This is a genomic window from Thalassospira sp. CH_XMU1420-2, assembly GCF_037029325.1.
Lineage (GTDB): Bacteria > Pseudomonadota > Alphaproteobacteria > Rhodospirillales > Thalassospiraceae > Thalassospira > Thalassospira povalilytica.
This window is the reverse complement of record NZ_JAYMEG010000005.1, coordinates 60,512-75,206: the sequence shown is the minus strand read 5'-3', so window position 1 is coordinate 75,206 and position 14,695 is coordinate 60,512. Positions and strand designations below refer to the sequence as shown.

Below are 14,695 nucleotides of genomic sequence, written 5' to 3'. Positions count from 1 at the left end.
ACTTGTTCACTATAGGGAATTGATTTTTAATAAAAGGAATGTCCATCGGGGGGCATTATGTGATGGAGAGACTAAAATGGAACAATCCGTACCGGAGTTGATGGCGAGGCTCGATAGCCTTGAGTCATCGCTCAGCATGGCAACGACCATCAATTCCGAAGTTTTCTATTGGTGGTGTACAGCACTGATGCTTGCCATCCACGCAGGCTTCCTTGCCTATGAAATGGGTGCATCGCGCGCAAAGAACGCGCTGGCATCGGGTATGAAAAACCTGATCGCGTTCGCTTTCCTTATTCCGGCATTCTATTATGTCGGCTGGTGGATCTATCTGGCATTTCCGACAGGCTTCAGCATCGCTGACGGCTCCGAAGCCGGCCTGCCCTGGAGTGCAAATATGGGTCCGAACCTGACCGATAACGCGTCAGGCATCTTCTATGCGGCCTTCACCCTGTTCGCGGCGACCACCGCCTCGATCATGTCGGGTTCCGTCATTGAACGTATCCGTATTTCCGGCTTTACCATTCTTGCCCTGTTCCTGGGCGCGGTTGTCTGGGTCTTCGGCGCTTCCTGGGGCTGGCATCCGGACGGTTGGCTGACCACCGAATGGGGCCTGCATGACGTTGGTGCGGCGGGTGCCGTTCACACCATTGCCGGCTTCTTCACCCTGGGTGTGCTGATCAATCTTGGTCCGCGTATCGGCCGCTTCAATGCTGATGGCTCGGTCAACAATATTGACGGCCACAACATGCCGATGTCGCTGATCGGTCTGATGCTGATCGTCATGGGCTTCTTCGGCTTCCTCGGCGGTTGCATCATCTATACCGGCGACACTTGGATGACCATCTACAACACCCCGGCAACCCTGTCGGCATTCGCATTCAACACTCTGATGGGCGTTGCTGGCGGCATGATCGGTGCGTATCTCGTGACCCGCGATCCGTTCTGGATGATGTCGGGTGCGCTGATCGGTGTGATCTCTTCTGCTCCGGCACTTGATCTCTACTATCCGGGGCTCGCTTTCCTTGTCAGCTTCGGCGGCGGTTGCATCATGCCGAAACTCAACGACATCCTCGTTGGCAAGTTCAAGATCGACGACGCGGTTGGCGCGGTCGCCGTTCACGGCTTTGGCGGCGTCTGGGGTCTTGTTATGGCTGGTATCTTTGCGTCGGGTTACCCGAACGTTGCCGGTCCGGAAATCTCGTTCGTTGGTCAGCTGTCCAGTGCCGTTGTCTTCATGATCCTTGGTTTCGTACCGGGCTATGCCCTGTCCTTCGTTCTGAAGATGGTTGGCCTGCTGCGCGTTACCGACAAGGCTGAACTTGCCGGTCTCGACAAGGCCGAAGTTCCGGTCAGCGCCTATCCGGAAAGCTCTGTTCCGGCGGCATTCACCAACGACCCGACCTCGCCGACCCCGGCCGAGTAAGTTCGTTTCTGATCAATCCAGATAAGGAAACTGTAAAATGAACACAGCTCCGATTACCAGCTGGGAAGGCGCAGAGGCCTATTTCACCTTTGCCGACAAACCGGCCCTTCTCGTTCTGTTCACGCTGGTCGGTATTGGCGTGTGCATCTGGACCATCGCCTCGATGGCCAGCCACGAGAACAAAGCTTACAAAGACATGTAATCTTTGACATTGACGGGGTGCATCACCAGCCTGCCCTGAACCCAACTGCACCCGGTGATGCATCCCATCATGACCACTCTGAAAGGCCAGCCTCAAAACTGGCCTTTCAAGGGTTCTGGTTGTAGCTCCGGCTCTGGCTCGGGCCCCGGTTCTGGTTCTGGTCCCGGCTCTGATCCCGGTTCTTGTCCCGACCCTCACCCGGCCTTTGCTCTGGCCTCGACCTTGGTTCTGGTTCTGGCTCTGGCCTTCGCTCCTGACCTGAATGCTGCACCTGAATGCTGCCCCGGCATCTGCCGGACGATAAATGCCAACCGACCCGACTGGCACATGTGCCTGCCATCCGGTCCCGCGCAAGTCACCCATGTTATCGCTGCCTTGCATCTGCACAGATCATTCACCGCAGAGGCCACAATGATCGCGCTTTCACATCCCCAGTCATCTGCGCATGCCGTGCGCGCCGCACGTCCCAGTCGCATTCTCAATGCCGGGCGCACCGCAATGGCGCGCAATATTGAACGTTACGAGGTTCCCGGACGCGGTGCCGTGCTGATTGCGGTGCGCGAAGGCGATCAGCTATCGCTGACCAATAGCGAAGGCATGCAGACGGTCGAACTGATCGGCCTTGATCCGTCGGGAAAGTCATTGCCATCGATTTTTGAATATCTGCCGCACGGCAAACCGCGCGGCCTGATTGACCTTTTAAGCCATCCCTTTGATGACAGTCTGGCGCGCTTTGCCCGCACCCTGAAACGGCGCGACGTCAATCTTGATGAATGTCTGGCCTTGCGGATGTTTGGCAATGCCAGTCCGGCCGGTGATACGGTGGTGCTATGCGCCCAGTTTGACGGCTTTGTCATTGTCGCCACCCCGGCCCCGATCATGCAGATTGATGCCCACAACACGGCAAGCCCGGTGATTGTGACCATTGACCGCGCCCATCATCACGATACATACAGCTTTGCCCTGCCCGATCCGCTGGCCGATCCGACGCTTGATCTGCGCATTCATGCGGCCACCGCGCGCGCCTATGAAATCAGGGCCGGTGACTATATCCAGATCCTTGATGTTGACGGGCGGCAATGCACCGATTTTCAGTGCTTTGATGCCCGCAAACTTGATCGCGGTCTTCAGAACCCGCTCGATGTCACCACCACGCGCACCCTGATGGGTCACGCCTATCCGATGCCCGGCCTGCATGGCAAATACTATGATCAGGACATGGACCCGCTGGTCGAGGTTATTCAGGATACCTGCGGGCGTCATGATGCCTTTGCCATGGCCTGCGCATCCAAATATTACGACGATATCGGCTATCCGGGGCATGTGAACTGCACCGATAATTTCAACGGGGCGCTTGCCGCGCACGGGGTTGATCCGCGCCCCGGCTGGATGGCGATCAATTTCTTTTTCAATACCGGCATTGATGATCACGGCGTGATGTATGCCGATCAGCCATGGTCGCGTCCGGGGGATTATGTGCTTTTGCGGGCCATGACCGATCTGGTCTGCGTATCGTCGGCCTGTCCTGATGACACCACGGCGGCCAATGGCTGGAAGCCGACCGACATTCATATCCGTGCCTATGACAGCACCGAAAAATTCACCCATGCCGTTGCCTGGCGCCCGACAGCAGAGGCCGAAGCAAAAATGACCAAACAAACCGCCTTTCACCCGCGTTTTGGCGAACTGACCCGCAACTTTGTTGACTATAAGGGCTTCTGGCTGGCGCACGAATATACCGGCTTTGGCATGATCGAAGAATATTATGCCTGCCGTGAAAAGGCGGTCGTGATCGACCTTTCGGCCCTGCGCAAATTCGAAATTACCGGCCCCGACAGTGAAACCCTGATGCAGCATTGTCTGACCCGCAATGTCAAAAAGCTCGGCATTGGTCAGGTCGTCTATTCCGCCATGTGCTATCCCCATGGCGGCATGATTGATGACGGCACTTTGCTGCGCCTTGGGCAGGACAATTTCCGCTGGATTTGCGGCGATGATTACAGCGGCGTCTGGCTGCGCGAACAGGCCGCCAAGCTTGGCCTGCATGTTCTGATCCGATCCTCGACCGATCAGATGCACAATATCGCCGTTCAGGGCCCCAAAAGCCGCGATATCCTGCGCGATGTCATCTGGACGCCCCCTCATCAGCCCAAGCTTGATGAAGTCGGCTGGTTCAAATTCACCATTGGCCGCATCGGCAATGCCAAGGGCGCACCGGTTGTCGTTTCGCGCACCGGCTATACCGGGGAACTCGGCTATGAAATCTGGTGCCATCCCAAGGATGCGCTGACCGTTTTTGATGCGATCTGGGAGGCCGGCGAACCGCACGGCCTGACCCCGATGGGGCTTGCCGCCCTTGATATGGTCCGCATCGAAGCGGGTCTGATTTTTGCCGATTACGAATTTTCCGATCAGACCGACCCGTTCGAAGCCGGGATCGGCTTTACCGTGCCGCTGAAATCCAAGGAAGACGACTTTATCGGTCGCGATGCCCTGATCCGGCGGAAAGATCATCCATCCCACAAACTGGTCGGGATCGAGATTGATGGCAATGTCGCGGCCAGCCACGGCGATTGCGTCCATATCGGCCGCGCCCAGATCGGGGTGATCACCAGTGCGATGCGATCCCCCATTTTGGGCAAAAACATCGCCCTTGCCCGCATCGACATTGCCCATGCCGATATCGGCACCGAGGTCGAGATTGGCAAACTCGACGGCCACATGATGCGCCTGCCCGCCAAAATCACCGCCTTCCCGCATTACGACCCGGAAAAAACCAAACCAAGATCGTAACACGAGGAATCCTCACATTCCTACATCCCACCCCAAACACGCCCGAATTTCCGGTCCGGCGCGCCTTTCCTGCCCCCGACCAATTGATCCCCAAGTCGGGATGCCTCGGGCGTCATAACCCGCACCAACCTCGCCCCGCTTTCCCAGATATTTCACCGCCCCACAACCCCGATCCGGCCTGCCCAACCTGATCCGCCCCGCCCCAACCTTGAGCCGGCCTGCCCCACCTCTGAGCCGACCTGCCCCAGCCCTGAGCCGCCCTGCCCCAGCCCTGGGCCGCCCCAACTCTGATCCGGCCCGCACCAGCCCTGAGCTGGCCCGCCCCAACCCTGATTCGGCCAGCCCTAGCCCTTATCCGCCCCGCCCCGCGCCCCGCTGCCCCTCGCTATCCCTTGCTCCATAAAGACCACGGCCTGCGCTGGTGCTGCCTTGAGCCCCGTCCTGCGGCGCCGACGTTCTGGCTCCATCCCGCTACCTACGCCAATCGCGCCCTACCCTTTTCACGCCTCCACATAGCGTCAACGCCGGGATGCCGCGGGCATCATGGACCCTGCAAAATTCAATCCTCATACAAAAATAACCCCGCGACGGGCGCGGGGGTGACTGCGAGTTTGCTCTGCTAAGGGAAGGTCAGTGCGATTATTAGTTTCTTTTTAATAATGCGGCTTATTCTGCAGCGCTGCTTTTTAATCCGGTCTGCAAATAGGCTTCCAGACTGTCATCAAGTTCATCAAGCCACGGCGTATGATGGGCAGGCGACATATTGCCGGTCATAAGCGATCGATATGACTTGTTGCGATAGCCCATAATGTCATGGGCCTTGTCATGTTCCCATTCCTCGAAGGTCTTGTTGACCCCTTCGATGTCAAACATCGGATAGTCTGTCATTTCAATAAGATGGGCGGTGTAATCGCCCTGGAACCAGATCATGTCATGATCTTCGTTCAGGCCTTCTTCCCGGTCGCGCCAGGCCTGACTGTCGGCCTTCATCGCGTCCTTTGACGGCAGATCAAGACGGCCCATGATCACATCACGGGCATACCATGCTTGGGCATCAAACATGTTGAAGGTATAGAACTGGTCCTGCATGCCCAGATACATCAGCCTTGGGTTTTCTTCCCACACCACCCCGTTATAAAGACCCAATGGCCACAATCGGTTAGCGGTTTTCAAACGCAAATCATCGGTCAGGAACGGGAAGTGATGCTGATAGCCGGTGCACAGAATGATCGCATCGACATCACGCGATGATCCGTCCTTGAAATAGGCTGTATTGCCCTCAACCCTGGTCAAAAGCGGCACTTCGGCCCAGTTATCGGGCCAGTCAAAGCCGATGGGATTGGTGCGATGACTGACCGTGACGGATTTGCAGCCATATTTATAGCATTGCGATCCGATATCCTCGGCCGAATAGGAGGTACCGATGATCAGGATATCCTTGTCCTTGAATTCAAGGGCATCGCGGAAATCATGGGCATGCAAAACACGCCCGCCAAAGGTTTCGAACCCCGGGAATTCCGGGACATTCGGCGTCGAGAAATGACCATTGGCGACCACCACATAATCAAATTCCTCGGATGCAATGATATCGTTTTTGAGATCATGCGAAGTCACCGTAAAGGTCTGTGACCCATCATCAAATTCGACCCGGCGCACCGGGGTTCTGAACCGCACCCACGGGCGCACATTGGCCTTTTCGACCCGGCCCTTGATATAGTCCCAGATCACCGCGCGCGGCGGATAGGATGCGATCGGCTTGCCGAAATGTTCCTCGAAAGTGTAATCGGCAAATTCAAGGCATTCCTTGGGCCCGTTTGACCACAGATAGCGATACATCGACCCGTGGATCGGTTCACCATATTCATCAAGTCCGGTGCGCCAGGTATAGTTCCACAAACCGCCCCAGTCTTCCTGACGTTCGAAACATACCACTTCGGGGATTTCGGCCCCTTTGGCTGCTGCTGACTGAAATGCACGCATCTGCGCCATGCCCGACGGGCCGGCGCCAATAATCGCCACGCGAAGTGTCATTGCCTTAGATCCCCAATAGATGGCTGGTTATTTCCTCCGTCCGGCTTGTTTTTTTGATGCCGGTTTTGGTTAGTCGGGGAAAATCCCCGGTGACGTCGGCGCGCCGTCGTCAAACTGTGCAAGCCAGTCCACCAGCATCGGGTGGTAGCGTGACAGCCCCTTATATTCGACCAGTTCCGGGCGCAGATCGCGCATCACCCGATGCAGGCGACGGCCCCATTTCGGCTGGGTCACAACTTCGTTCATCGCCATCAGATAGGTGCGGATCGGAAACAGGATCGCGTTGGACCGCGGCAGACGCCAGAAGGTCTGAAGTTCGACCCGAAGATGGACCTTTTCTCCGATATTTCCGGGATTCACCGTCAGCTTGTCCGGCCCCCATTTGGGATAGTTTTCCGGACTGGTATCAAGCCTTGGATTAACCGTCAGCGTCCAGTTCAGACGCCGGGACGGCTGGCCTTGCGGCAGGGACAGCAGGAATTTCAACGCGCGTTGAAACACGCCGAGTTCATGGGCCAGCGGTACCGGCGCATGCCATTCAAAGAAGTTCATGCCAATGTCGAAATCAAGCGACCAGTCTGCCTGCGCGGTAATGATCCCCGCATCCATCCAAAGATTGCCATCGCGCTGATCAAGGATCGCGTGGTCGCCCTGTACCTGACGGCCGATATATTCCATCGGATGACATGGCAGGGTCGAACTGTCGCCAAAGACAAAGGTGTCATCGATCTGAAGCGGCTTGTTGATCCAGTGCCAGCGATCCCCGTCAATGGTCAGTTCAAACAGATCAGGATAGTCGCGCGCCTTCGATACCATCACCAGTTCGACAAAATCCCACGCCGCCGTTTCCATATGCGGCAGGGCCTGACAACGGCCGGGGTCGTCGGCCAGGACAAGGGCGCGGTCCTTCATTTCCGAGACATAATGTTCGTCGACATCAAAGGCATGTTCAAACGGGCTTCCGGCCCGTGTGGCATGATGCGGTTCCACATTAGTCGAATACATATATTCGTCTTCGGGGAACGGGAACGGAAAGCGCGGAATGTTGCCCGGACTGTTGGCATAGGTGAAATCATTGCGGAATGTCTCGTTTCTGAAGTGAATGGTCATATCGCAGATCCCCCTTGCTTACAGATCAAGTTCAAGACGCTTGCCGCTGAACCGCGACACGCAGGGCATGATGAACTGTTTCGATGCACGCTGATCGTCATCAAGCCAGTGATCGTTATGGGCAATGTCACCATCACAGGTGACGACCTTTGTCTCGCACTGCCCACAGGCGCCACCACGACACAGGCATTTGACCGGTGTTCCCGATGCCTCGATCGCTTCAAGCAGGCTTTGTTCCGGCCCGACCGTGATATCAATCCCGGCCTTTGCCAGATGGACCGAAAATGCCTTGCCCACCGGCGGGGACAGGAAATGTTCGAAATGGATGTGGGCCGCAGGCCAGCCAAGATCGGTTGCGGTTTGAACGACCGCTTCGATCATGCCTTTGGGCCCGCAGACATAGACATGGGTGCCAAGCGGCTGATCCGATAAAAGTGCGGTCAGGTCGGGACCACCGCCCGCATCATCGCAATAGCACCTGACATGGTCGCCAAACCGGTCTTGCAGGCTGTCCATATAGGCCGCCTGTGATGCGCTGCGCGCGGCGTAATGAAGTTCGAACGGCACGCCAAGTGATGATGCCTGGGTCATCTGGGCGATGAACGGCGTGATGCCGATGCCGCCCGCAATCATCAGATGTTTTCTGGCGCGCAGATCAAGCGCAAACAGGTTCACCGGGGCCGAGATATTCATTCTCATGCCCGGTTCGACCTTTTCATGCATGAATTTCGATCCGCCGCGACCGTTATCGTCGCGCCGCACCGAAATGGCATATTGGTCGCGATCAAAGGGCGAACTCATCAGGGAATAGGCATTCTTGCGTTTGGTCGGGCCATCAAGCATTTCCACCACGATATGCGCCCCGCCGGAAAAGGCCGGAAGTTCGTTGCCGTGGATATGCTTGAATTCAAACCGCTTGATGATCGAATTGACTTCGATAACCCGGGAAACCACCACCGGGATCAGATGATCGGACGCGCTCATTTGAAGACCTCCCTGATTTCGACTACCTCGGTCGGGTCTTCGGCATTGATGCACACCCCCTGAAAGGCAGCCAGTCGCCGGGAATAATGATCGCGCACCAAAAGCAGCAAATCACAGGACGGGCATTTGACCGGCTGTGTTGTGACCTTTTCGATCATGGTTTTGCAGTGAACGCATTGAACCCGACGCGCCAGACTGCCGCGATGTTCACACTGAACAGCCGTGTGATCGAGCCCGCATTCCTCGCCCTTGGCGACAGCCCGGCCAATCAGGCCTTCGGTCCCGGCGAGATAAAGCTGGCTTCCCATTTTGGACTCCGAAAGCCAGTCGCCCAGCTTGGCAATCGCCGCATCAATGGTCGGGACATGTTCGAACCGTTTCGCCCCCAAGGCATAAAGGGCAGTGATCAGGGCATTTTCACCCGGTGTCGGCACATAAAGGATATGAACCTTTTCCATGAAGCCTTTCGGGGCGGTCTGGGCCACGCGGATGACGCATTCCGCGCCCGATGCATCGGCAACGAAATAATGCGCAAGCCCCGGTGCAATCGCCAACTGCCCGTATTTGGGGCGGGAAAGGATGCTTTCTTCTATTAAACTCTCAGACATGGTCGCGGGATCCCATTCTGTCAGAAACCAACGGATAAAATGACAGCCCCGGGGAACCGGTCCGACCGATCCGGTCGATCCAGCCGATCCGGCCGATCCCGGGGATATGTCCTAGCCCTTGGCGGTTCTTTTGGATTTGCTCGGATCATCAAAGGGCATGGTGTGGGCCATACCGCCCAGCATGCCGTTCGCCCCGGCAATTTCAAGACGCACACCCTGCTCGGCGCACTCAACCGCCAGACGGGCAATCGCCATGGTCTGGTCTTTGAGCGGGGAATACATCGCACAGGTCACAACGCCAACCTTTGCCCCGTCCTTGAACACAGCCGCCCCTTCGGTCGGGACTTCCTTGCCGTCAAACAGGATGCCGAAAATCTTGAAGCGTTCCTTGCCCTTGAGACGGTAATGTTCCTCGGCGCCGCGGAACCCGGTTTTGCCGGGACTGACCGTGAAATCAAGGCCAAGCTCCCACAGGGTATCGCCCGGTCCTTCGTTTTCGAACGGGTACATCTGCGAGTTATCATAGGGATAAAACAGCAGGTAACTTTCGACCCGCAACATATCAAGCGTAGTAAAGCGGGTCGGAATGATGCCCATATCGGCCCCTTCGGCAACGATCCGGTCCCAAATCATCCCGGCATCCTGCCCGCGACAGAAAATCTCGTAACCGCGTTCACCGGTATAGCCGGTCCGCGAAATCATCACCGGTGCGCCAAACAGCTGGGTTTGCATGTGATGAAAATAGGGAAGATCGCGAATACCGGGCACATATTCCGCCAGATAATCGACCGCCAACGGCCCCTGAAGCGACAGGTCATGAAGATTGTCATCAAAACGAACCGATACATCGCGCCCCACGGCGGCCCGGGTCAATTCTTCGTGCCCGGTGCCCGATCCGTGAACCACCATCCATGAATTCGGCCCCATGCGATAGATCACGCAATCGTCGGTAAATTTGCCCTGATCATTGAGCATGCAGGCATAGACCGATTTGCCCGGATAGATTTTTTCGACATTGCGCGTGGTGGCATAATCAATGACGTGCGAAGCATGGGGGCCGGTGATGTGGACCTTTTTCAGGCCCGATACATCCATGATCCCGGCCTTGGTGCGGATGGCGATATATTCTTCGTCCCAATCCTTGTCATAGGTCCATGCCGTGCCCATCCCGCTCCAGTCTTCAAGATTGGAACCAAGCGCGCGGTGACGGTCGGCAAGGGCGGAGAATCTCCAGCTTGCAGTCATTGTGATGGCCTCCTGATTTGGTCGCCCTGATTTGGCAGCCTTGTCGCGCAATCAGCGCGCAATTATTGGCTTTTTATGTTCTCCATTCTGGCGGCAACTTGTTCGCGAACGCAATAATTATTTTTCATTTAATTCAATAATTATTCCTCAAGTGCTATTTTCTGCGGCATTGCAACAATTTGATTGTGCCACCACCGCCCGCCTGTTCCACAAAATGATTTTCCCTTCAGTTGATAAATCTTTCCTGACAGTTTAAATGAAACAGAAGGCCGCACTGCACCACGGATCGCAATGATCAGCGGGCAGACCGGCACAAAACAAAAGACGGCCGCCAAAGCAAAGCGGTCCGCGCATGACCCAGGAAACGATCAGGAAACGCACCGCACGCCGATTACGGGCACGGTGGCGAAGGAAGCCGCCACAATGGCAGATAACAAATCGCAGAAACCAACCAAAACCAACGCCAACAGCGAGCAAGGAATACCCATGGACTCCATGAACAAACCGGCCGCCCTGAACCAGGACCCGCACGCCCTTCGCGAGCCGAAGGAAAACAATCTGGAAATCGCGATCGGACATGAAGTCCGCGCCCTGCGCAAGAAACTTGGCATCACCATTGCCGATCTGGCATCGGCAACCGGCATTTCGATGGGGATGTTGTCCAAGATTGAAAACGGTGTGACGTCACCGTCCCTGACATCGCTTCAGGCATTGGCAAGCGCACTTGGCGTGCCGCTGACCGACTTTTTCCGCCGTTATGAAGAACCGCGCAATGCGGTGTTCGTCAAATCGGGTGAAGGCATTGCGATTGAACGGCGCGGCACGCGCGCAGGTCATGAATATAACCTGCTTGGGCATATTGATAACAATACCAGCGGTGTTGTGGTCGAGCCCTATTTGCTGACGCTGACCGAGGAGTCGAGCAGTTTCCCCGCCTTCCAGCATGAAGGCATGGAATTCATCTATATGCTTGAGGGTGAAGTACGCTATCGCCACGGTGATCAGCTTTATTACATGCAGGCCGGTGACAGCCTGTTTTTTGATGCCGATGCCCGGCACGGACCGGAAGAACTTCTTTCATTTCCAATCCGTTATCTGTCGATCATCTGCTATCCGGCACGCTCGTAAAATTTCTTCACGGTGAAGAATATAATTCACCCTGATGAAATTTTTATTCTTATGAGTTGATTCCGCAATCGCGAACAGTTAGTCTCCATTCAAGCAACAGAATGGAGACTGTCCTGCCATGTGCGGCATCGTTGGTTTATTCCTTAAAGATAAAAGTCTGGAACCGCAGCTCGGCGCTTTGCTGTCGGAAATGCTGGTGACCATGACCGATCGCGGCCCTGATAGTGCGGGGATCGCCATTTATGGCGCAGATCAGAACAATCTGGCCAAACTCACCATTCAGTCCCCGGAACCGGAAACCGATTTTGCCGGCCTGACCGATGCATTGCGTGCTGCGGGCATTGCCAATGCATCGATCCTGCCCAAAAGCACACATGCCGTGATCACGGTTGGCGCCGATCAGATCGATGCCACCCGTACCGCCCTTGCCGAACTTCGCCCCGATATCCGGGTGATGGGCACGGGCAATGTCATGGAAATCTATAAGGAAGTCGGCCTGCCCAAGGATGTGGTCGAACGGTTCAAGATTACCGACATGTCGGGCACACACGGCATTGGCCATACGCGTATGGCGACCGAAAGTGCGGTCACGACCCTTGGTGCCCATCCGTTTTCGACCGGATCGGACCAGTGCCTTGTCCATAACGGGTCACTTTCCAATCACAACAATCTGCGCCGCGAACTGTCCCATCAGGGCATTTGCATGGAAACCGAAAACGATTCCGAAGTCGCCGCCGCCTATCTGACCGGGGAAATGGCCAAGGGCAAGAACCTTGGCGAGGCATTGACCAGCGCGCTTGATGACCTTGACGGGTTTTTCACATTCGTCGTTGGCACCAAGTCGGGCTTTGGCGTGGTACGCGATCCGATTGCGTGTAAGCCCGCCGTCATGGCCGAAACCGATGCCTATGTCGCATTCGGGTCGGAATATCGCGCGCTTGTGAACCTGCCGGGCATTGAAGATGCGCGGGTTTGGGAACCGGAACCGGCCACGGTTTATTTCTGGGAACACTGATTTTCAAGAACCCTGTCGGGTGCAGCGATATCGCGCCCCGACCCGGCCGCTTCACACAGGCAGCCATTTAAGGAAGGAACACATATGCCAGTGTTTGATCTTGCAACCACCGAATTGCGCGATTTGAATGCGTCGCTTCATGCACTTGATAAAGACGGTGGGAACGAGGAATTCGAAGTCACCAATCCGCGCGGTGCCCATGCGGTTGCCGTCGGGATTGATGCCCCGGTCAATGTCCAGATCAAGGGCAGTGTCGGCTATTACTGTGCCGGTATGAATGAGACCGCCAACATCACGGTGCATGGCAATGCCGGTCCGGGTGTGGCCGAAAACATGATGTCGGGCAAGGTCGTGATCAAGGGCGATGCCAGCCAGTATGCCGGGGCCACCGCCCACGGCGGATTGCTGGTGATCGAAGGCAATGCATCGTCACGGTGCGGCATTTCGATGAAGGGCATCGACATCGTGGTCAAAGGCAATATCGGCCATATGTCGGCCTTTATGGCGCAGTCGGGCAACCTTGTTGTTCTGGGCGATGCCGGGGATGCGCTTGGTGATTCGCTTTATGAGGCACGGCTTTTCGTGCGCGGGACGGTCAAGTCGCTTGGTGCGGATTGCATCAAAAAGGACATGCGCCCCGAACATATCGAAATCCTGACCAAGCTTCTGTCGGATGCGGGGATCACGGATGTGAAGCCCGAAGAATTCACGCGATATGGCTCTGCCCGCCAGCTTTACAATTTCAACATCGACAATGCCGACGCTTATTGACGCGCAGCGCTGAAACCATGCTTTCAGCCCAGAAACAGGATCAGACCATGAGCCACAAACATCCCGTTACCACGCCGCGCAAATCGGCAACCTTTGATGATTATACCTTATCGGAAATCCGCCGTGCAGCGGCCACCGGCATCTATGACATTCGCGGCAGTGGCGCCAAACGCAAGGTCCCGCATTTTGATGATTTGCTGTTCCTTGGCGCATCCATGTCACGCTACCCGCTTGAGGGATATCGCGAGAAATGCGAAACCGCGGTCACGCTGGGCACCCGTTTTGCCAAAAAGCCGATTGAACTTAAAATCCCGATCACCATCGCAGGCATGAGTTTCGGATCCCTTTCCGGTCCGGCCAAAGAGGCACTGGGACGTGGGGCGACCCTTGCGGGCACATCGACCACCACTGGCGATGGCGGCATGACCGAGGAAGAACGCGGCCATTCCGAAACCCTAGTGTATCAATATCTTCCGTCACGGTACGGCATGAACCCGCGCGATCTGAAACGCGCCGATGCGATTGAAATCGTCATTGGTCAGGGTGCCAAACCGGGCGGCGGCGGCATGTTGCTGGGTCAGAAAATCTCGGACCGTGTGGCGCATATGCGCAACCTGCCCAAGGGGATCGATCAGCGTTCGGCATGTCGTCATCCCGACTGGACCGGCCCGGATGATCTTGAGATCAAAATTCAGGAACTGCGCGAAATCACCGACTGGCAAAAGCCGATCTTTATCAAGGTTGGCGGTGCCCGCCCCTATTATGACGTGGCCCTTGCGGTCAAGGCCGGTGCCGATGTCATCGTGCTTGACGGCATGCAGGGCGGAACGGCCGCAACCCAGGAAGTGTTCATTGAACATGTCGGGCAGCCGACGCTTGCCTGTATCCGCCCGGCGGTAAAAGCGTTGCAAGACATGGGAATGCATCGCAAAGTACAATTGATCGTATCTGGCGGCATTCGCAATGGTGCGGACGTGGCAAAGGCATTGGCCCTTGGCGCGGACGCGGTTTCGATCGGGACGGCTGCCCTGGTCGCGATTGGCGATAACGATCCCAAATGGGAAGAAGACTATAACGCGCTTGGCACGACGGCCGGGGCGTATGACGATTGGCATGAAGGCCGTGATCCCGCAGGCATCACGACCCAGGATGCCGACCTGATGAAACGGGTTGACCCGATTGCCGCTGGCCGGCGTCTGGCCAACTACCTGAAGGTCATGACACTTGAAGCGCAAACAATTGCGCGCGCCTGCGGCAAAAATCATGTGCACAACCTCGAACCCGAGGATCTGTGCGCACTGAATATCGAAGCGGCGGCCATGGCCGGTGTACCGCTTGCCGGGACCAGTTGGATTCCCGGTCAGGGAGGATTCTAGAACATTAAC

Annotated in this window: 13 protein-coding genes; 8 read left to right on the top strand and 5 right to left on the bottom strand. The window is 56.4% G+C overall.

The annotated features are described in order from the left end of the window. Positions 1–76 precede the first annotated feature (76 nt). From WA429_RS15630 to WA429_RS15620, 3 genes are all read left to right on the top strand, one after another. Positions 77–1,423: an ammonium transporter gene (locus tag WA429_RS15630; protein ID WP_068517045.1), complete on the top strand. Its 1,347-nt coding sequence runs from the start codon at positions 77–79 to the stop codon at positions 1,421–1,423. 37 nt (positions 1,424–1,460) lie between these two features. After that, positions 1,461–1,625 carry a hypothetical protein gene (locus WA429_RS15625; RefSeq protein WP_170310292.1) on the top strand — a complete coding sequence of 55 codons (165 nt, stop codon included), beginning with the start codon at positions 1,461–1,463 and terminating at the stop codon, positions 1,623–1,625. A gap of 411 nt (positions 1,626–2,036) precedes the next feature. Beyond that, complete coding sequence (locus WA429_RS15620; RefSeq protein WP_287466475.1) at positions 2,037–4,418, top strand: DUF1989 domain-containing protein; 2,382 nt, start codon at positions 2,037–2,039, stop codon at positions 4,416–4,418. 666 nt (positions 4,419–5,084) lie between these two features. On the opposite strand, the gene WA429_RS15615 is transcribed toward WA429_RS15620, so the two are convergent. The 5 genes from WA429_RS15615 to WA429_RS15595 form a co-directional block, all read right to left on the bottom strand. Next, positions 5,085–6,449, bottom strand: coding sequence for an NAD(P)/FAD-dependent oxidoreductase (locus tag WA429_RS15615; RefSeq protein WP_287466476.1), 1,365 nt, complete (start codon positions 6,447–6,449; stop codon positions 5,085–5,087). A gap of 69 nt (positions 6,450–6,518) precedes the next feature. Further along, the gene (locus WA429_RS15610; protein WP_114113787.1) at positions 6,519–7,559 is read right to left on the bottom strand and encodes a heme-dependent oxidative N-demethylase family protein; all 1,041 of its coding nucleotides are present in this window, start codon (positions 7,557–7,559) and stop codon (positions 6,519–6,521) included. A gap of 18 nt (positions 7,560–7,577) precedes the next feature. Next, a complete protein-coding gene (locus WA429_RS15605) occupies positions 7,578–8,543 on the bottom strand; it encodes a PDR/VanB family oxidoreductase (protein ID WP_287466477.1) in 966 nt (321 codons plus the stop codon). Beyond that, positions 8,540–9,151, bottom strand: a complete 612-nt coding sequence (locus WA429_RS15600) for a dimethylamine monooxygenase subunit DmmA family protein (RefSeq protein ID WP_287466478.1) — start codon at positions 9,149–9,151, stop codon at positions 8,540–8,542. The genes WA429_RS15605 and WA429_RS15600 overlap by 4 nt, the downstream gene beginning before the upstream one ends. Before the next feature lie 111 nt (positions 9,152–9,262). Continuing rightward, positions 9,263–10,396, bottom strand: coding sequence for an aminomethyltransferase family protein (locus WA429_RS15595; protein ID WP_287466479.1), 1,134 nt, complete (start codon positions 10,394–10,396; stop codon positions 9,263–9,265). A 31-nt stretch (positions 10,397–10,427) separates the two neighbouring features. On the opposite strand from WA429_RS15595, the gene WA429_RS15590 reads away from it, so the two are divergent. The 5 genes from WA429_RS15590 (at position 10,428) to WA429_RS15570 (ending at position 14,686) form a co-directional block, all read left to right on the top strand. Continuing rightward, positions 10,428–10,652, top strand: a complete 225-nt coding sequence (locus WA429_RS15590; RefSeq protein WP_250282684.1) for a hypothetical protein — start codon at positions 10,428–10,430, stop codon at positions 10,650–10,652. Between the two features lie 230 nt (positions 10,653–10,882). Beyond that, positions 10,883–11,524 (top strand): helix-turn-helix domain-containing protein, encoded by a 642-nt coding sequence (locus WA429_RS15585; protein ID WP_068517160.1) that lies wholly within the window; start codon positions 10,883–10,885, stop codon positions 11,522–11,524. 118 nt (positions 11,525–11,642) lie between these two features. After that, a complete protein-coding gene (locus WA429_RS15580) occupies positions 11,643–12,539 on the top strand; it encodes a class II glutamine amidotransferase (protein WP_287466480.1) in 897 nt (298 codons plus the stop codon). An 84-nt stretch (positions 12,540–12,623) separates the two neighbouring features. Further along, the gene (locus WA429_RS15575; RefSeq protein ID WP_228195703.1) at positions 12,624–13,310 is read left to right on the top strand and encodes a GXGXG domain-containing protein; all 687 of its coding nucleotides are present in this window, start codon (positions 12,624–12,626) and stop codon (positions 13,308–13,310) included. A 47-nt stretch (positions 13,311–13,357) separates the two neighbouring features. Next, positions 13,358–14,686, top strand: a complete 1,329-nt coding sequence (locus tag WA429_RS15570) for an FMN-binding glutamate synthase family protein (protein WP_101247928.1) — start codon at positions 13,358–13,360, stop codon at positions 14,684–14,686. The last annotated feature ends 9 nt before the right edge of the window (positions 14,687–14,695 follow it).

Excerpts from the sequence above, each read along its gene's own strand:
- WA429_RS15595 (WP_287466479.1), bottom strand. The coding sequence starts at position 10,396 with ATGACTGCAAGCTGGAGATTCTCCGCCCTTGCCGACCGTCACCGCGCG.
- WA429_RS15605 (WP_287466477.1), bottom strand. The coding sequence starts at position 8,543 with ATGAGCGCGTCCGATCATCTGATCCCGGTGGTGGTTTCCCGGGTTATC.
- WA429_RS15620 (WP_287466475.1), top strand. The coding sequence starts at position 2,037 with ATGATCGCGCTTTCACATCCCCAGTCATCTGCGCATGCCGTGCGCGCC.
- WA429_RS15585 (WP_068517160.1), top strand. The coding sequence starts at position 10,883 with ATGGACTCCATGAACAAACCGGCCGCCCTGAACCAGGACCCGCACGCC.
- WA429_RS15610 (WP_114113787.1), bottom strand. The coding sequence starts at position 7,559 with ATGACCATTCACTTCAGAAACGAGACATTCCGCAATGATTTCACCTAT.
- WA429_RS15580 (WP_287466480.1), top strand. The coding sequence starts at position 11,643 with ATGTGCGGCATCGTTGGTTTATTCCTTAAAGATAAAAGTCTGGAACCG.
- WA429_RS15615 (WP_287466476.1), bottom strand. The coding sequence starts at position 6,449 with ATGACACTTCGCGTGGCGATTATTGGCGCCGGCCCGTCGGGCATGGCG.
- WA429_RS15625 (WP_170310292.1), top strand. The coding sequence starts at position 1,461 with ATGAACACAGCTCCGATTACCAGCTGGGAAGGCGCAGAGGCCTATTTC.
- WA429_RS15570 (WP_101247928.1), top strand. The coding sequence starts at position 13,358 with ATGAGCCACAAACATCCCGTTACCACGCCGCGCAAATCGGCAACCTTT.
- WA429_RS15600 (WP_287466478.1), bottom strand. The coding sequence starts at position 9,151 with ATGTCTGAGAGTTTAATAGAAGAAAGCATCCTTTCCCGCCCCAAATAC.
- WA429_RS15575 (WP_228195703.1), top strand. The coding sequence starts at position 12,624 with ATGCCAGTGTTTGATCTTGCAACCACCGAATTGCGCGATTTGAATGCG.
- WA429_RS15630 (WP_068517045.1), top strand. The coding sequence starts at position 77 with ATGGAACAATCCGTACCGGAGTTGATGGCGAGGCTCGATAGCCTTGAG.